Consider the following 18,007-nt stretch of genomic DNA (forward strand, 5'->3'; position numbering starts at 1 on the left):
CATCGCCAAACCCGCCGTAGACCGTGTCGTGGCCTAGATTGGCGTCAATCTGGTCGTCACCCGCACCACCAACAACCAGATCGTTTCCGCGCCCGGCACCAATGTAGTCGTCACCAGATCCTCCATAAATGCCGTCGTCTTCGCGTTGGCCAAAAATTGTATCGTGACCCGACCCACCGATCAGGGGTCAGCACCACGGCCACCAATAATGTAGTCGACGCCGTTGCCTCCGGCGATCTCGTCATTGCCGCGTCCTCCAAACAGGCGATAGTCACCTTCGCCACCAGCAATTCCATCATCTCCGTTGCTGCCGTCAATGATGTCATCGCCCGTGCCGCCAATCAGAAGGTCGTTGCCGCCGCCGCCATAGATGAAGTCATCACCAGACCCGCCATTAGCGTATTCATCTTCATCGGTGCCAAAGATGTCGTTGTCACCGATCACTTGTCTGTCCAAGTCAATGAAGCTGGAGGCATAAGTGCCACCAATCGCGGCAAGCAGAAGTGCAGAAATCATTGAGATACCTCTGAGCAGACAGAATTTTCTGCCTCTAATTTCTTATTTTTGCAGGGAATTGTCAAAGCATGAGGCCAGCAGAAACGCATTGTTTCCAATTCGGTACGGGGGCTTTAACTGTCCGGTTCAATGAGCCCCAACCCGCGCAAATAGATCCCTATACCAGCCTCCAGCAAGTCGTCGGGCGGGTAGGGAGATTTAGAGCCGGGGGTGCCACGCGCGAACAGCTCCACCACGCCATGAGAGAGTGCCCAAATATGGCTTGAGAACATCGTCGCAGGGGGGCGCATGTCTTCGGGGATGCGTTCTGACAGCTTCTGCGCGGCCCGTTCCAGCACACCGCGCGACCGGTCGGCGGCTGTGGCCAGCGCAGGGTTGGCTTGAAGGTTCACGCCGCTCTCGAACATTGCCATGTAGTGGCCGGGGAACTTTCGGGCGAAGGCAAGGTAGGCGCGCCCCGTCGCCTCGAACGCCTTGAGCGCGGTGGGCCGGCCATCGGCATAGGCATGCTCCATCAGATCGCCAAAAATCCGGTGCCCTTGCAAAGCGCATTCCGCAATCAACGCCTCACGGCCTTCAAAGTGGCGGTAGACTGCAGCGGGTGTGACACCCGCGAGTTTGGCTGCCTCCGCCACGGTAAAGCCCGTTGGTCCCTTGTCCTCGATCAGACGCAAGGTGGCCTCTACAAGCGCCTGCTTGAGGTTGCCGTGGTGATAGCCGCGTTTAGGCATTGGGATTCCACATATCAACGCCGCCGCAAATGGAGTCGTCTGGACGGATCGCGATGCTGTCATCCTTGTTGGCGTAGTGGATCGAATTCAACACCTTGCGCAACGCCGAGATACGCGCGCGTCGCTTGTCGTCGGACCGGATAACCGTCCACCGCGCATGTGACGTATCGGAAGCCTCAAACGTCTCGGAAATGGCCTCGGAATACGCGTCCCATTTGTGCAGGCCTTCCACATCAATCGTGGAGAGTTTCCATTGCTTGAGCTTGTCTTTCTCGCGGGCCAGCATCCTGCGGAGCTGCTCTGCACGACCGACATTCAACCACAGCTTGATCAGGATGATCCCGTCATCAACCAGCATCTTTTCGAAGTCGGGAACTTGCGCAAAGAAATGCTGCCGTTCGCGCACGGCGCAAAAGCCGAACACGTCTTCAACGACGCCACGATTGTACCAGCTGCGGTCGAACAGGGTGATTTGCCCTGCGGTTGGCATATGTTTGACGTATCGCTGGAAGTACCACTGACCACGCTCTTCCTCGGTCGGCTTGGACAGGGCCACGATCTTGCAATTTCGCGGGTTCATGTTCTCGCGGAACCGCTTGATCGTCCCGCCTTTGCCCGATGCATCTCGGCCCTCAAACACGATGGCAACCCGCTTGCCTTCTTTTTTTACCCATGCCTGTAGCTTCATCAATTCCACCTGAAGCCGCTTCATGGTGTCGTCGTAGTCGTCGCGGTCCATGCGCTGCTCATAGGGATAGCTTTGCGCCAGAATATCGTCTTTTTCCGCGTTACGTATCGCGTCGCGAACACCTTCGGGGATTTCTTCGTTGTAGAATTTCGAAATGGCACCGTCGAAAGGCAGGGTCATAGAGGCCTCGTTCTTTTGAATTCGGCTGTACTATGAAGCTTTAAGCTATTGCAGACCAGCGCGTTTTGCCAATCTGCGCAGCGCCGCGATTGTGCTTGGCTCATCCGCGTGGTGAGGCATGTGGCCAACGCCCTCAAGTGTCGTCAGCCGCGCATCCGGCAGCTGTTTCGACAGTGGAAGTGCATGGATGTCGTGGCCGACAATGGTATCTGCCGTCCCGTGAATGATCTCAACCGGTAGCTTGAGGTCGCCATAGTGCCGGGACTGCTCTTTGATCTGCGGCAAGAGCGTGTTCACCATCATCGCGTTGGTCTTCAATTGACTGGGGCGAATGGCCAGACCGTAGCCCATATGCTCCAGATACCCTTCCGGTACTGGATCGGGCGCGAAAATGGCTTCCAGCGTCTCATTTGCCTTTTGGTCGTTGGCGAAGGCTGAAGTCATTGGAATAAGCACATTTCGCCCGAACCAGCTGTCCGTGAGGCGATACCAGATATCCAGATCACCATTCCAGGGGTTGGACACGCCTGACACGATCAGCAGGCCCGCGCTGTCGTCCGGATGTCTGAGGGCGTAGGACAGTGCAACGGCTCCACCATAGCTTTGGCCCAGAATAAGCGGCTTCTTGGCACCCACCAACTGGGCTGCTTCATGTATCAGATCGGCCTGTTCGTTAAGGGATTCCACGTCGCCTGTCCGGTTGGCAATCCGGCCCGTATGGCCGTGGGCAGGGCGGTCGATTGCGATGAACCGAAACTCGCCCTTTAGCTTAGGGATCAATGAGAATGTGAAGTCTTGCCAGTTCCCGCCAGCCCCGTGGATCAAGATCACATCGGGGCCCTCGCCCTCCACATGCACGTGGACAGAAGTTCCATTCACATCCAGAATTTGGCCTGTGGGCGGATGTTCCACCAGTGCCTTGGCCGTGCGGGCTTTGATCCGCTTGTCCAAAGCGATCCCGCAACCAGCGACACCTAGAACCAATGCGATCAGTACAAACTTAAGCACCGATATCGTCCAGATCAAAATGCGTTGTCTGGTATATCTCGTTGATCCAGTTGCCATAAAGCAGATGCGCGTGGCTGCGCCAACGGTTCATCGGCTTCTTGGTCGGATCGTCGTCAGGGTAGTAGTTGCGTGGTACATTGATCGCCGTTCCGGCCTCGACGTCGCGGTCATACTCTTCCTTCAACGTGCCACTGTCATATTCGAAGTGGTTGAAGATATATATCGCGCGGTGCTTTCGGTCTTCCACCAAACAAGGCCCGGCGGTTTCGCTGCCAAGTAAGGTCGTCAACCCGTCGGCGGCGTCGATTTCGTCTTGGCGCATCTCGGTCCAGCGGGACACGGGGATCACGCAATCATCCGAAAACCCGCGCAGATAAGGCGAAGCGGGGTCCAAATTGGAGTGACGGAAGCAGCCGAACAGTTTTTCATCCAGCAGGTGCTTTTTCACGCCGTGGAAATAGTTGATCATCGCCATTCCGCCCCAGCACACGCCGAAGGTGGAGTGCACATTGGTCTGCGTCCAGTCCATGACTTCCCGAAGCTCGTCCCAATACGTGACCTCCTCAAAGGGCAGGTGTTCGATCGGGGCTCCGGTGATGATGAGGCCGTCGAACTTCTCATCCTTAACCTCTTGGAAAGGGCGGTAAAACTCTTCCATATGCTCGGCCGCGGTGGTCTTGGTTTGATGCTCTGACATGCGAATGAGCGACAGCTCGATCTGCAACGGCGTCGCCCCGATCAACCGCGCAAACTGGTTTTCCGTCTGGATTTTCTTCGGCATCAGGTTCAGCAACGCGATCCGCAAGGGCCGGATGTCCTGACGTGCTGCCTGATCCTCGCTCATCACGCTCACGCCCTCGCGCGAGAGCACGGTATAGGCTGGAAGAGCAGAAGAGGGCAGCTTGATGGGCATAAAATGCGTCCGCTATGTTTGGGCTTTGTTAACTAGGTCGATCAGGCTTTGTTGCCAAGGGTCGCCGCGATCAACTCGTCGAGACCTTCGGGCGTGGTGACCTTTCCCAGATCGGTGTGAGAAACCTTGATCCCGAAATTATCGGCCATCGCACGGTAGCGCGGCTCTCTTTGCGAAATGGCGCGGGCATAGGTGAAGGTCATGAAATCGTTCGGATTAACCTCTTCCTCGGCGCATTTGTGATTGTCCAAATACTCTTGCCACAACTCCTTCAGGAACTCCGGACGGTAACACATCGGTTTCGGTGCGCGTTTAAAGCGACGCACCAGTTCCGCCTCATGGTCGTTAGAGCCTTCAATCCAGACCATGAGATGGTTCTTGGAAAGCTCGGCCAGCAACGGGTCTTCAGGATTGAAGGGATCAACAACCTCGCAGGTTGAGCCACCACTGTCGCACACGAAATTGCTATATCCATAAAGGTCCTTGGCGCGGTCGATGAAATGCGCCGTGTCATACAGGGCCGCGACTTCGGCGCGGTGATGCTGTGCCTGACGCTTTTGATATTCTGCGAAGCTGAGGCCGCCCAAGTCAGGGTTGCCGGGCTTGCCCAGATAAGTTGACAAGGGCGACAAGTCTTCAAAGGTCAGGTTCGACGCAATATAGATGCTGTCCGACCGCAGAAGCTCCGCCAGAAACGGATCCTGCATCGCGCGGCGTTTGAAGTTGTCAGTGATGTATTCGCCCATATAGCGTGTGCCGATGCGGTAATCAGCGCTATAGTGAAACCAGTCGCCGGAGGCGCGCAACATGTTGGATATATGCGTTTTTCCAAGGCCGGACATGCCGAAGAACAGCACTTTCTTTCCGTCGGCTTGCAGCCAGTCCTGGCCAGAATTATAGATCATGCGCGTCGCTCCTTGTCCTCGCGCAAATAGGTAGCGGGGCAAACGCGCGCTTGCTAGGGGGCTTTGCGGAAAAACGCCAAGATGCGGCCATCCAACACCAGCAGACCCAAGGCAAGAAGTGCAAAGCCGGCATAGGCTCTAGGAGCTAGTTCCTCACCCAGCACAACTGCGCCGAGTATGATCGCCACGGGCGCGACAAGCAGTGTGCAAATCATCAGATTACCGCTGCCTGCCATCGCGAGGATACGGTAATAAAGCAGGTAGGCGCATGCCGTGGCGATAACTGCGTAATACCCGATGGCCCCCCAAGCCGTGGCACTGAGTTGGAACGATGGTGTGCCGTCCACCGCAATCGCCAAAGGCACCATGACAAGGGCGGATCCGGTCAGCATTCCGGCAGACGCCACTTGTGGCCGTAAACCTGAGAGCATCCGTCGCGCCCAAGCGCCAGCAAACGCGTATGACAAAGTTCCAGCCAAAACAGCAAGTTGCGCGGTGGAGCGAATGTCAAAATTCGCCAAGTTCTCTAGCCCGATTGCAGTCGCCACGCCAAAGAACCCGAGGACGACGCCCACGGCACGGTTCAGCGTCAGGCGCTCATCAGCAAAAACGACGGAGGCCACGACCACACCGAAAATTGCAGTGGTGGCGTTCAGGATGGAGGTAAGCCCGGTCTCGATATGCAGCTGTCCCCACGCCATAAGCACGAAGGGAATGACATTGTTCAGCAATCCCATGACCAGAAAGGCCGCCCAAATCCTCAAGCTTCGCGGCACGGGGAGCTTGCGGAGCAGGATATAGGCCCAAAGCACCAACATCGCCCAAAACACCCGATGTGCGACAGCGGTCATGACCGGAATTTCATTCAGCGCAAGGCGTATGGACAGGAACGAGCCGCCCCAGATGACGGCAAGTAGCGCCATCTCGACCCATGCTTGGCCGGACATTGTTTTTTGAGCGTTCATATTGTGCCTTTTGCGCGAATTGGCCGGTCAGGGCGACCCGAAGTATGCGCAATAAAAAGGGCCCAAACTCATGAGTTTGGACCCTTTTCTAGAGTAATATGAAAGCCTAGAACTTGTAGGCGATCTTCAGGCCGGCGGATACAGCGCTGTTGCCCGTGAAATTGGCTCGTGCAACGTCTGGAGTGCCTGTCTCAGGTCGTGCATCACCTAGCTTGGTGTAACGAATGCCACCCGAGATTTCGACCGCGTCCATGGTGTATTTGCCACCAATAGTGATCGCCTTGGAGCCATTTGTCGGGGCAAGTGGCGATACTAGGTCGTCGTCACCCTTGGAATTTTGAGTATAGGATACAAAGCCCGACCATTGGTCGTTAAACCTGCGCCCAATACCGACCGTGAAATCCAAGCTATTTTCGAGACTGGTCAAGCTGTCACCAGGGGTAGGGCCAAGCGCCGTGTCAAAAAATGCGGGCGAAACAATTACCTGACTATGTCTTGCGTAGCGGATGCTCCCGAAGAGCAAGGTGTCTTTGGCGATACCGGTTTGGAAGTCAAGATTGATGCTTTCCGGTGCAACGACTTCTGTCGACCCCGGAGCGGCAACAGGCGCCCCGCCGATAGTTTCTTGTGTCGCTAAATTGTGCGTGATTTTCGAATTATAGGTCAATGCCACACGAAGTGCGATGTCGGGGCGTTCATATGCGCCGCCGACAAGGAAGCCAAAAGCACCATCGCTGGCAAATTCAGCGTTGTATCCGTTAAGTCCAGCATACGCCAAACCGCCGAGCGTAACACCGGCAGAAATCTCTTGATAGCGTATGCCACCATGCACCGAGAAATTCTCGTTGAACTTGTAGCGACCGATACCAGTGACTGCGTAGCTGTCTACAATAGCGCGTGTTCCGCCTAGCATCGTTGTCGCCGAAGAACCCGGGTAGGTAACATCGGAACCGTAAGGTTCGTCAACAATCAGGGCGAACGAAATCTTGTCGTTAAAATCATACTTCAAGGCAACGCCTGCAGTCAGGTAGTTGCTAGCCACGCTGCTGATCGAGTTGGTAAGAACATCCGTGCCACCGACGCTCGGCTTCGTATATCCGAAGCTCAACTCGACGCGATTGCCTTGCTCAAAAATGATGCCAATCGGTTGACCGGAACGGTCGAGACCGCCCGCCGAAACGATGGATGTGCTTGCAGCGAGTATTGCTGCGGCGCTTACGAAGTTCTTCATGGTTTCCTCCCCGAAACACTTGAATATGACTTTAACCCACCCTAGGGGCGACATTCCGCTCACGTCAATTTGTGACCCAGCGTCACAACCATTTTGCCTGCAGAATTTGCGGCGCGGTCCCTCAGACGTGGCCAAAAGCGCACATTTCCCCTAGGTCAACGCCCTGTTGCGCCGCGCCTCTGCGGCGATATTCAGGTAGTTGGCACCAAAAATAATTGCTGCTCCGACGAAGACCCAAATATCGACCGTTTCCGAAAAGAAGGCGATTCCCAACATCGCAACAAGCGGCAGACGGGCGAAATCCATCGGCATAACGATGACCGCAGGGGCGTGCTTTAGCGCGGTCGTTAGGCAGAAATGCGCACCCAGTCCGGTAACAGAAACAAGCGCGACCCAAGGCAGCAGCTTCACGGAAGGAACAGTGATCTGACCATCCCAACCCGCAGTAACAAGCCCGAAAACGGCCTGCATAAGCGCCAGCCAAAACAAGATGCAGGTGATTGACTCGTGCCGCGTCAAACGCTTCGTTGCAATAGCGGAGCCCGCAAACCCGATCGCAGCCCCTGATGCCAGCAAGGAGCCTAACTCGATATGGCTCAAATCCGGACGCGCGACGACCAGCACACCGATGAAGCCAAGGATCGCGACAAATATCCTGAGCGGGGTCAGGCGCTCTGACAGAAATAACGGGGCCAACAAGGCCACCCAGATCGGAGAGGTGAATTCAAGCGCCACCACCTGTGCCAGCGGGATCATCGTGATCGCGGCAAACCACATGTTCTGGCCTGCAAAATGCGACAGGTTCCGGATTGTATGAAGGCGAATACTGCGGGCGTTTATCTGATTAAGCGTTCCTGCGAACGCAGCAATGGCCAAGACCAAGACCAACGAGATTATCGAGCGGTAGGTCATCAGCTCGAACGTATCAAGCTCCGCAGTGACTTTACGCCCGGCGACGGCCATAGCCGAAAACGACACAATCGCACCCGTCATCCACAGGGCAGCCAAACGCATATCTGAGCGGGGTAAAATCGTCATCCCGACTGCAAAGCTGCTTCCGGAAGAATGGTCAAGCCGAATTGCAATGGAGGAGGGGAAGACGAGCGGGCCAGTCACGCAGCCCGCTCGAAGGTTTTACACTTAATAACGGTAAGGAACGCCCGCCTTTTGCATCGTGTCACGGTATTTTTTGAAAATCTCGATGACACGGGCTGACCGCTCGTTGCGCGACGCCAGTTCGTCCCAGAAGCCAGCCGCATCGCCGACAACGGTTTCCCATTCCTCGGCAGGGATGGTCGACAGCTCCAACTTGTCACCATTGACCCGCAGGTCGGCTTCGCCACCCCAGTACCAAACCTGACGATAGTAGTGCGACTGGTCCATCGACATTTTGAACAGCTCTTGCAGATGCGGTGGCACCTTGGCCCAACTGTCGCTGTTGGCAAAATACGACCCGCACCACGCGCCGGTCACGTTGTTCAGCAGCGCATATTTGCAGATATCCGCCCAGCCGACTTCATAGGCCTCGGTAAAGCCGCACCATGCAACACCGTCCAGCTCGCCGGTTTGAAGTGCGACTTCCACGTCTTCCCACGGTACCGTGACAGGGATCATACCATAGCGCGACAGAAAGCGACCTGCGGTCGGCACGCCGAACACACGCAGCCCGCGCATGTCATCAAGAGATTCAATCTTCTTTTCGGTGGTGAAGATGTGCAGCGGATCCCACGCACCGGCCCCCAGCCACTCGACACCTTCAATGTCGTCATAGGCTTCCTGCCAGATTTCGTTCAGACCGTAGCGGTTGAACAGCACAGGCAGGTCAAGGCTGTAGCGCGAAGAGAACGGGAAGTAGCCGCCAAAGTCGGAGATATCCGCAGGCGACGCCATGGTCGCATCGTCCGATTGCACCGCGTCGAGTGTGCCGTTTTGCAAGGCACGAAATAACTCGCCCGTTGGCACCAGTTGGTCTGCGTAAAACAGCTCGATCTCCATCTCGCCATTGGCCGCCTTGTTGAACGCCTCGATCTGCGGCTTGATCACATGGGCCCCAAGAGGCGCGCCGGAGTAGGTTTGTAACCGCCACTTAATAGGGGCTTGCGCTTTGACCACGCTCGGAGCGGCAAGGGCGGCTGCGCCACCTATCGTCGCTGTCGTCAGGAACTTACGTCTGGAAGTCATAGTACTCTCCTTGTTTGACCTTGCTCAGGGGTCGTTTGCAAAAATGGACTGCCTCTCGAATTGGGTTTGTTATTTTCCGTACACGTAGTTGGGGAGCCACATGGCAATCTGCGGGAACACCATGATCAGGATGAGGGACCCCAGCATCACCAAGACAAAGGGAATGATGGAGGAATAAATGTCTTTGATCCCGATCTCCGGCGGCGCCATCGCCCGCATCAAGAACAGGTTGTAGCCGAAGGGCGGCGTCATATAGGCGATCTGCGTGGTGATGGTGTAAAGCACGCCGTACCAGATCAGATCGAACCCCAGCACCTTGACCAACGGCACATATAGCGGTGCCACGATGACCAGCATGGCTGTGTCATCAAGGAAGGTCCCCATCAGCAGGAACGACAACTGCATCAGGATCAAGATTACCCAAGGGTCGAGGCCAAGTTGTTCGGTAAACAGGTTGTCGATAGCCTTTACGGCACCCAAGCCGTCAAACACAGCGCCAAAGCCCAAAGCAGCCAGCACGATCCACATGAACATGCACGAAATCGCCAAAGTCATGCGGGTTGAGGTCTCGAACACCTCGCGTGTCATCCGGCCTTTCAGCACCGCTGCAATGAAGGCCGCCAGCGCGCCGATGGCGGAGCTTTCGACAAGACTTGTCCAGCCATTCAGGAACGGCACCATCATGGACGCAAAAATCGTCAGCGGAAGCAGGCCGGACCTCAACAGACGTATCTTCTCTGCCCGCGGCACGCTGCTCACGTCTTCTTCGCTAAGGGCAGGGCCAAGTTCTGGTTGAATGCGGCAACGAATGTAGATGTAGAGGATAAACAGCCCCGCCATCATCAATCCGGGAAGGATGCCCGCCAGCCAAAGCTGCCCCACCGGTTGGCGCGCGATCATTGCGTAAAGTACCAACACGACCGAGGGCGGCACCAAAATCCCTAAAGATGATCCGGCTTGCACAACGCCGGTCACCATTCGTTTGTCATACCCCCGTTTGAGGAGTTCGGGCAAGGCAATGGTCGCCCCGATGGCCATGCCAGCCACCGACAATCCGTTCATGGCCGAGATCAGCACCATCAGCCCGATGGTGCCGATGGCCAGCCCGCCATTGATCGGCCCCATCCAGACGTGGAACATCTTGTATAGGTCATCGGCAAGGCGGCTTTCCGACAGCACGTAGCCCATGAAGATGAACATCGGCAGGGTCAGCATCGGGTACCATTTCATCACCTTCATGGCGGCGGAAAACGGAATGTCGGACCCACCGGTCCCCCACAAAGTCAGCGCCGCAATCGAGGCGATGCCACCAATCGCGCCAAACACCCGCTGTCCCGTCATCAGCATCAGCATCATCGACGAGAACATCAAAATGGCGATCAGTTCATAGGACATTAAAGCTCGACCTCGCGGAGTTTTGCGATGTCTTTGATCAGCTCGGAAACCGCTTGAAGTAACATCATGAAAATGCCGAAGCACATGACAGTTTTGACCGGCCACAGCAGGGGCCGCCAAAGGGTGGGCGCGCGTTCGTTATATTCAAGGGAATAACGCGTGGAATCGATCCCGCCATAAAGCAGCACCCCCAGATAGAAGATCAGCAGCAGCACGGTGAAGCTGTCGACCCACGCCTTCTTGCGGTCGGACCATTCGCCATAAAACAGGTCCATCCGCACGTTTGATCCCATCTGGATAGAGTAGGGGCCGCCGACCAGATAATAGGCCACCAATGCAAACTGGGCCATTTCCAGTGTCCAGTATGACGGGACGACGAACATCTGTTTGGAAATTGTCGACCACAGCAAAATCGCGATCATCGCGAACAGGCTATACATCATGATCCGACCGAGGACGTAGTTCACTCGGTCGACAACGCGCACGTAGGTCGTGGCAATTTTCAGCATGGAGCGCCGGACGGCTGTAGGACTACGACGCTCATGGAGCGATCAACCCGTTTATCTTGCTAAGTAATTTAGTCCTCGACACGCGGCATCCCCCACAAGCTACCTGCATCAACTGTAACAAGGTGTTGAAACTTGTAAACAAATCGGTGACCAAATGGTCAAAAATAATCAAAATATGATCAAAAACAGAGCAGTAACGGGCAAACCTTGCATGGATTCTCTGGCTTGGAGTGATCTCCGCCGCTTGACAGGTCGGGAATTTATGGCTGGGTGGTGACGACGGAGAGGGATGTATGAGACTCGCAGGACTCGATCAGGGCACGACCAGCACGCGCATATTATCATTGTCGCCGGACGGCGTGCCTCAGGTCGTTCACGCAATCCAGCACCAGCAATTCTATCCACACGAAGGTTGGGTGGAGCATGATCCCGAAGAACTGATCGCCAACATTCGGGCCTGCATCAACGCGGTTGGTCCCATTGACGCCATCGGCATCGATAACCAAGGTGAAAGCTGCTTGGCATGGGATGCGGTGACCAAGGAAGCGCTGACGCCGGTCCTCGTCTGGCAGGACAATCGCACATCATGGCAGATCGCCGCCCTCAAAGCAGACGGCCACGAAGCCGAGGTGATGGCACGTGCCAAGTTGCCGCTCGATCCATATTTCTCCGCCAGCAAATTGGGATGGATCGTCCGAAACAGTTCAGCTGTGCAGGAGGCGATAAGGCGCGGCACCCTAAGGCTCGGGACAACAGACGCGTTTTTCCTCGATCGGCTGACGGGCCGTTTCGTCACCGACGTGACCACCGCAAGCCGCACATCGTTGATGAATCTGGAGCGGCTCGAATGGGATGAAACTCTGTGCGACTTGTTCGGCGTCCCGATGGAGTGTTTGCCGCAGATTGTTCCGACGACCGGTGATTTCGGCGCGATTGAAACGGCGCATGGACGGGTACCGGTGGCGGCCAGCGTCGTCGATCAGCAAGCGGCGCTCTACGGGTTCGGGTGTCGCACCACAGGCGACGCAAAGATCACGTTCGGCACAGGGGCGTTCGCGTTGATGGTAACGGGCGCTGAGATCGTTAACAAACCGGAAATGGGATTGCTTCCAACGGTCGCATGGCAGTTAGACGGTGAAAAACCGGTCTTTGCTTTGGATGGCGGGGTCTACACCGCCAGTGCTGCTCTTAACTGGGCCAAGTCACTCGGATTGTTCGAGGATTTCGGCCAGATTAACGATTTCGCACGACCATCCGCACTTGAAAAAGGCCTTGTTTTCGTACCAGCGTTGGCCGGATTGGGCTGCCCACATTGGAGCCCCGATGCACGCGGCATCTGGCTGGGACTTTCCATTGACCATGGCCCTGCGCAAATGGTGCAGTCCATTCTGGAAGGTGTCGCATTAAGAGCGTCAGAGGTGGTGAGCGCCATGAACACCTGCATCCCACTATCTGGTGCCTTGGCCATTGATGGTGGCATAAGCCAGAATCCGTACTTCACCCAATTTCTGGCGGATGTGACCAAACGGGAAATCCGGCCTGCTGCAATGCCGGAGCTGACGGGGTTAGGAACGATCGGTCTCGCGGCAGTTCCGATGGGGATCGACCTACAACCGACCTCGCAATTCGGCTCAATTCAGCCAGAGACGGGAATATCCCTTCCGGTCGAGCGATTCCACCGCGCGGTCGCGGCGTCAAAAGACTTCGTAAAAACCTAGCCTATTCCCACTCGATCGTGCCCGGAGGCTTCGAGGTGATGTCATAGGTGACGCGGTTGATGCCCGGCACTTCGTTGATGATCCGCGTGGCGGTCTCCCCGAGGAAGTCGTGATCGAACGGGAAGTAATCGGCGGTCATACCATCGACCGATGTCACCGCGCGCAGGGCGCAGGCATAGTCATAGGTGCGACCGTCGCCCATGACGCCAACAGTCTTAACAGGCAGGATCGCAACGAACGCTTGCCAGATATCATCATAGAGCCCGTGCTTGCGGATCTGGTCGATATAGACCGCATCTGCTTCGCGCAGGATATCGAGCTTGGCGCGGGTGATCTCGCCGGGGCAGCGAATGGCAAGACCCGGTCCGGGGAAAGGGTGCCGACCGATAAACGATTTGGGCAGGCCCAGTTCGGTGCCAAGCGCGCGCACCTCGTCTTTGAACAACTCGCGCAGTGGCTCGACCAGCTTCAGGCCCATTTTTTCGGGCAGTCCGCCAACATTGTGGTGCGACTTGATCGTCACCGAGGGGCCACCAGAGAAGCTGACACTTTCGATCACGTCAGGATAAAGCGTCCCTTGGGCCAGGAATTTGGCGTCGTCGATCTCGTTGGCATATTTCTGAAACACGTCGATGAACAGCTTGCCGATGATCTTGCGCTTGGTTTCGGGGTCGGATTGGCCATCCAGCTCGCCCAAGAACAATTCCTGCTCGTCAGCATGGATCAACTTCATGTTGTAGTTGTCGCGGAACATGGTGACGACCTCGTCGGCCTCACCCTTACGCAGCAACCCGTGGTCAACAAAGACGCATGTTAGCTGGTCGCCGATAGCTTCGTGGAGCAGCACCGCGGCGACGGACGAATCCACACCGCCGGACAGGCCACAAATGACGTGGCTGGTGCCGACCTGTTCACGGATCGCCGCAATCGCCTGTTCGCGATATGCGCCCATGGTCCAGTCGCCGCTGAAGCCCGCCATGCGCACGAAGTTCTCGTAAAGCCTAGCACCGTTCGGTGTATGGTGAACCTCGGGGTGGAACTGCACGGCGTAGAAATTGCGGCTCACATCGGCGGTGATCGCATACGGCGCATTTGGCGAGGTGCCGTAAACTTCGAACCCCGGTGCGATTTTCGAGACGTGATCGCCGTGGCTCATCCAGACCTGTTCTTTGTCAGTCAAAAACCAACCTTGCAACAGCTCAAGTTCCCCGCGGGGAACCACGTAAGCGCGGCCGAACTCTGCGGTGCCATGGCCCCGTTCCACCAGCCCGCCAAGACCTTGCATCATCACCTGCTGGCCGTAGCAAATACCCAAGATCGGCACGCCCAAATCGTAAACGCTTTCCGGTGGGCGCGGAGAACCTTCATCAATGACCGAACACGGTCCGCCGGAAAAGATAACGGCTTTGGGTGCGAACTCGGTTAGAAACGCGTCGTCCACTTTTTGGTAGGGATGGATTTCGCAGTAAACATTCAACTCGCGCAGGCGGCGCGCGATGAGTTGGGTGACCTGCGACCCGAAGTCGATGATCAGAAGTTTTTCATGGGTGGCGGCGGGGTCAATGAGATGATCTGTCATGCACGCTGATTATGAGGCTGAGCCTCGCGTTGCAAGAGGCTTGACGAGGGGTAGAGGCCACCTGCCAGACCATAATTGTTGCGCCATGTCGCTTTTTCGCCGCAAGGGGCGGTTTCTGGCCTTGGTCCGGCGCATGTTGGGGTAATCACACTGGTAACGAATTGAGGGAGCCCGCTATGTCCGATACAGATACACCACGTCGACGTACCCGTGGAGGCGGTGGTGCTGCCCGTCGCGCCGAGCGCACGGCGGTCTCGGTCGAGACAGCCAAGTATATCGAACGCAACATTCCCAACTTCGAAGTGCTGACGGAAGAAGCGCTTCAAATCATCGAAGCAAACGCGGAAACGGTGCTGGCCGAAATCGGCGTGAACTTTGTGGACAACCCCTACGCGTTGGATTTGTGGCGCGAAGCGGGGGCCGAAATTGATGGTGAGCGCGTTCGCATCCCACGCGGTTTGGCCCGCGAGCTGTGCAAGACCGCCCCGTCAACGATCACGCAACACGCCCGCAATCCGGAGCGTTCGGTGGAGATCGGCGGCAAGAGCCTTGTTATCGCACCGGTCTATGGGCCGCCCTTCGTGCGTGACGCCGAGGGCGGACGCCGCTACGCGACGATGGCCGATTTCAACAAATTCGTGAAGCTGGGCTATATGTCCAAGTGGCTGCACCATTCCGGCGGAACGGTCTGCGAGCCTACGGATGTTCCGGTAAACAAGCGTCACCTGGATATGCTCTACGCGCACATGTCGCTGAGCGACAAGCCGTTCATGGGGTCGGTGACAGAGCCTTCGCGCGCGCAGGACTCTGTCGATATGTGCGAGATTCTGTTTGGCGGCCTTGACGGGCGCACGGTGATGACGTCGCTGATCAACATCAACTCTCCGATGACATTTGACTCGATCATGATGGGCGCGCTGGAAGTCTATGCGCGCGCTAATCAGGCGTGCATTATCTCCCCGTTCATTGTTGGCGGGGCGATGGCACCGGTTTCTGTTGCCGGAACCTTGACGCAAGTGCTGGCGGAAGTGCTGGCTGGCGTGGCTTACAGTCAACTCGTGCGCAAAGGGGCGCCCGTGATCATGGGTGCGTTTGTGACATCCATCGACATGAACTCCGGCGCGCCGACATTCGGGACGCCGGAAGCGTCCCACATCACCTACGGGGCAGGGCAGTTGGCGCGTCGCCTTGGTCTGCCATATCGCTCCGCTGGATCGTTCTGCGGCTCCAAGCTACCTGACGCGCAGGCAGCCTATGAGACTGCAAACAGCTTGAATATGGGGCTGCTGTCCGGCGTGAACTTCATGCTTCACGGCTGCGGCTGGCTTGAGGGCGGGCTGGTCTCGTCTTTCGAGAAATTCGTGATGGACGCCGATCAACTTGGCACGCTGCATCACTTCGCCAAGGGCGTGAGCATTGACGAAAACGCGCAAGCCATGGGGGCATTGCGCGAAGTCGGGCCGGGTGGTCACTTCCTGGGCTGCGAGCACACGCAAAACAACTTCAAGACAGCGTTCTGGCGGTCCGATCTGTTCGACTACAAGCCGTTCGAGACATGGGCGGATGAGGGCGAACGCGATACCGTGGCGCTTGCGACGGCGCGGGTCGAGAAACAGTTGAACGACTATCAGCAACCGCATCTGGACCCTGCTATCGACGAAGCGCTGCGCGCCTATGTCCGTGAGAAGAAAGACAGCATGCAGGATTCCTTTATTTAGGTTTCCCTCACACCAGTTTGGGTCGCCAGCCCGGGCGGCCCGTTTGGCGTGTTTCCAACGGCAGGCAACGGCTTTCGGCCATCAAGGCGATGAGCAGCTCAACATGTTTGTTGACGTTATAGGTGCCGTCGCGCGCCAGACGTATCTGCTCGACCTGTTCTTCTTGATGCAACAAGGTCTCCACCACCACGCGTGGCGAGGTCGAGTGTGACTGCCCTGTGATGCGGCGCAGATCGCGGCTTCGGCGGTAGGCACTCATCCCATGACGGGCCGCGCGCACCAAAAGGCGGGGGCGTCGAAGGTCGGTGATTTGGGTGGTCAGGTCGGTCATGGCAGTGCTCCGGAGTTCAATTTACCTTGCCAAACTACGGCTGCGAACGCCGCTGTTGCGCGACAATCAGCCGAGCGACCGCTGCGCAATCGGCTGTTTACTATTTGGAAACAAAATTACGCGAATGCCGACGTTGTTAACCAACTCGTAAGCAATACAACCTCAAGTTGTGCGAGTTGCTTAGGGGCTTTTGCCGCCTTTGCCCTGCTGACCTGGGGGACGTCTCACATGTTTTCTACTGCCACATTGCCACCGGATCGTTTGCTGCCAACATGGATTCCGGACGCAGCTCGACGGTATTTGTTTCACACAGAAAAGGGCTTGTCTCTCAGGGATTTAGCACGGCGAGAAGGTTGCCACGCCTCGACGATCTTGCGGCAGGTACGCCGCTTTGAAAACCGACGGGATGACCCGTTGGTCGACGAGGCCCTGCATCGCCTAAGCCGCAATTTCATCCACCGTGAACCGACCGATACTCTACAAGGACTGCCAAAAATGACCGCACATGCTCGTTACCATTCCGAAACCTATTCCAAAGCAAACCAGGCGAGTGAGCCCAAAGGGCCAGCCCTTCTGGACGACGAAGACGCGCTGGCGCGGGAGGCGCGTCGCGTCCTTCGTCGGTTGTGCGAAACTGGTGCGGTTCTGGCGCTGGCCTCGGACATGGATAAAGCCGTGGTGTTGCGCTCGTTCAAGGACGGCCCGCCAACCCGTACGGCGGTCGTCTCTCGCGAGGTCGCACAGGCCTTCGCATTGAAAGACTGGATCAACTGCACGCGTACGGGACGGGTTGCAAGTTACAGCATCACCACGGCAGGTCGCGCCGCGTTGAAGCAATATCTTGACGAGGAAATCACTCGCAAACGGCGAATGAAAGGGGCGCAGGATGGGGCGAGCCCGTTCCGCGACTCGCAATCGGACTGGGACCAAAGGCTGGGCGCAAGCACTGTGACAGGTGTGGGCCGCTCCAGCATGGCGGAAAGCCCGTTGGCTATGTTGGCCCGACGTCGCGACAAGGATGGCCGTACCTTCTTGGCACCTGACCTAGTGCAGGCAGGGGAGCGGTTCCGCGAGGATTATGAGCTCGCGCAGATGGGGCAGGGTGCAGCGTTGCGGTGGGACCGCTTCATGGTCTCTGGAGATCGCACAGAGCTTTCGGGTGATGCCACGATTGCGGAGGCTCCGAAAGCGGCGAGAGAACGTATCCTCAGCGCATTGGACGAGCTGGGCCCGGGGCTGAGCGATATCATCATGCGGTGCTGCTGCTTTTTGGAAGGACTTGAGGCCGCTGAAAAACGCATGGGTTGGTCCGCGCGGTCCGGGAAGGTTGTTTTGCGGATCGCACTTCAGCGATTGCACCGCCACTACATGGATGCGAACGGGCATGTTAGCGCGATGATCGGATAGGCGGGAAACCGCGCCGCGACTGCTTCGATAGA

The 18,007-nt window shown here is 56.9% G+C and carries 17 protein-coding genes and 1 pseudogene; 3 read left to right on the forward strand and 15 right to left on the reverse strand.

The window, feature by feature from the left end:
- Window positions 1-13: 13 nt before the first annotated feature.
- The 13 genes and pseudogenes from BUB72_RS19255 to BUB72_RS04910 form a co-directional block, all read right to left on the reverse strand.
- Window positions 14-184, reverse strand: a pseudogene (locus tag BUB72_RS19255) (calcium-binding protein); the annotation flags it as partial.
- Window positions 181-516: a calcium-binding protein gene (locus tag BUB72_RS04855; RefSeq protein ID WP_073141230.1), complete on the reverse strand. Its 336-nt coding sequence runs from the start codon at window positions 514-516 to the stop codon at window positions 181-183. The pseudogene BUB72_RS19255 and the gene BUB72_RS04855, both read right to left, overlap by 4 nt.
- A gap of 113 nt (window positions 517-629) precedes the next feature.
- Complete coding sequence (locus BUB72_RS04860) at window positions 630-1,247, reverse strand: TetR/AcrR family transcriptional regulator (RefSeq protein ID WP_073141231.1); 618 nt, start codon at window positions 1,245-1,247, stop codon at window positions 630-632.
- Complete coding sequence (gene ppk2, locus BUB72_RS04865; RefSeq protein WP_073141232.1) at window positions 1,240-2,115, reverse strand: polyphosphate kinase 2; 876 nt, start codon at window positions 2,113-2,115, stop codon at window positions 1,240-1,242. The genes BUB72_RS04860 and ppk2 overlap by 8 nt, the downstream gene beginning before the upstream one ends.
- A gap of 45 nt (window positions 2,116-2,160) precedes the next feature.
- On the reverse strand, window positions 2,161-3,123 hold the full coding sequence (locus tag BUB72_RS04870; RefSeq protein WP_175549118.1) for an alpha/beta fold hydrolase: 963 nt from the start codon (window positions 3,121-3,123) through the stop codon (window positions 2,161-2,163).
- The gene (gene metA, locus BUB72_RS04875; protein WP_073141233.1) at window positions 3,116-4,036 is read right to left on the reverse strand and encodes a homoserine O-acetyltransferase MetA; all 921 of its coding nucleotides are present in this window, start codon (window positions 4,034-4,036) and stop codon (window positions 3,116-3,118) included. Before metA ends, BUB72_RS04870 begins: the two co-directional genes overlap by 8 nt.
- A 41-nt stretch (window positions 4,037-4,077) precedes the next feature.
- On the reverse strand, window positions 4,078-4,941 hold the full coding sequence (locus BUB72_RS04880) for an ATPase (protein ID WP_073141234.1): 864 nt from the start codon (window positions 4,939-4,941) through the stop codon (window positions 4,078-4,080).
- 53 nt (window positions 4,942-4,994) lie between these two features.
- Complete coding sequence (locus tag BUB72_RS04885) at window positions 4,995-5,906, reverse strand: DMT family transporter (protein WP_073141235.1); 912 nt, start codon at window positions 5,904-5,906, stop codon at window positions 4,995-4,997.
- A 106-nt stretch (window positions 5,907-6,012) separates the two neighbouring features.
- Window positions 6,013-7,137, reverse strand: a complete 1,125-nt coding sequence (locus tag BUB72_RS04890; RefSeq protein WP_073141236.1) for an OmpP1/FadL family transporter — start codon at window positions 7,135-7,137, stop codon at window positions 6,013-6,015.
- Between the two features lie 150 nt (window positions 7,138-7,287).
- Window positions 7,288-8,151 carry a DMT family transporter gene (locus BUB72_RS04895; RefSeq protein WP_073141722.1) on the reverse strand — a complete coding sequence of 288 codons (864 nt, stop codon included), beginning with the start codon at window positions 8,149-8,151 and terminating at the stop codon, window positions 7,288-7,290.
- A gap of 126 nt (window positions 8,152-8,277) precedes the next feature.
- The gene (locus tag BUB72_RS04900; protein WP_073141237.1) at window positions 8,278-9,318 is read right to left on the reverse strand and encodes a twin-arginine translocation signal domain-containing protein; all 1,041 of its coding nucleotides are present in this window, start codon (window positions 9,316-9,318) and stop codon (window positions 8,278-8,280) included.
- Window positions 9,319-9,387: 69 nt separating this feature from the next.
- The gene (locus tag BUB72_RS04905; protein WP_073141238.1) at window positions 9,388-10,713 is read right to left on the reverse strand and encodes a TRAP transporter large permease; all 1,326 of its coding nucleotides are present in this window, start codon (window positions 10,711-10,713) and stop codon (window positions 9,388-9,390) included.
- The gene (locus BUB72_RS04910; RefSeq protein ID WP_073141239.1) at window positions 10,713-11,222 is read right to left on the reverse strand and encodes a TRAP transporter small permease subunit; all 510 of its coding nucleotides are present in this window, start codon (window positions 11,220-11,222) and stop codon (window positions 10,713-10,715) included. The genes BUB72_RS04905 and BUB72_RS04910 overlap by 1 nt, the downstream gene beginning before the upstream one ends.
- Window positions 11,223-11,515: 293 nt before the next feature.
- On the opposite strand from BUB72_RS04910, the gene BUB72_RS04915 reads away from it, so the two are divergent.
- Window positions 11,516-12,940, forward strand: coding sequence for an FGGY family carbohydrate kinase (locus BUB72_RS04915; protein WP_073141240.1), 1,425 nt, complete (start codon window positions 11,516-11,518; stop codon window positions 12,938-12,940).
- Window position 12,941: 1 nt separating this feature from the next.
- Here BUB72_RS04915 and guaA read toward each other — a convergent pair whose 3' ends face one another.
- Entirely contained in the window at window positions 12,942-14,519 is a 1,578-nt protein-coding gene (gene guaA, locus BUB72_RS04920) for a glutamine-hydrolyzing GMP synthase (RefSeq protein ID WP_073141241.1), read from the reverse strand.
- 176 nt (window positions 14,520-14,695) lie between these two features.
- On the opposite strand from guaA, the gene BUB72_RS04925 reads away from it, so the two are divergent.
- Window positions 14,696-16,237, forward strand: a complete 1,542-nt coding sequence (locus tag BUB72_RS04925) for a trimethylamine methyltransferase family protein (RefSeq protein WP_073141242.1) — start codon at window positions 14,696-14,698, stop codon at window positions 16,235-16,237.
- A gap of 7 nt (window positions 16,238-16,244) precedes the next feature.
- Here the strand turns inward: BUB72_RS04925 and BUB72_RS04930 are convergent, their stop codons facing one another.
- Entirely contained in the window at window positions 16,245-16,568 is a 324-nt protein-coding gene (locus tag BUB72_RS04930) for a DUF6477 family protein (protein ID WP_073141243.1), read from the reverse strand.
- Between the two features lie 495 nt (window positions 16,569-17,063).
- Here BUB72_RS04930 and BUB72_RS04935 point away from each other — a divergent pair, with 495 nt between their 5' ends.
- Complete coding sequence (locus BUB72_RS04935) at window positions 17,064-17,975, forward strand: DUF6456 domain-containing protein (protein WP_425435149.1); 912 nt, start codon at window positions 17,064-17,066, stop codon at window positions 17,973-17,975.
- Window positions 17,976-18,007 lie beyond the last annotated feature (32 nt).

The sequence above is a fragment of the Litoreibacter ascidiaceicola genome, from assembly GCF_900129235.1.
GTDB classification, from domain to species: Bacteria; Pseudomonadota; Alphaproteobacteria; order Rhodobacterales; family Rhodobacteraceae; genus Litoreibacter; species Litoreibacter ascidiaceicola.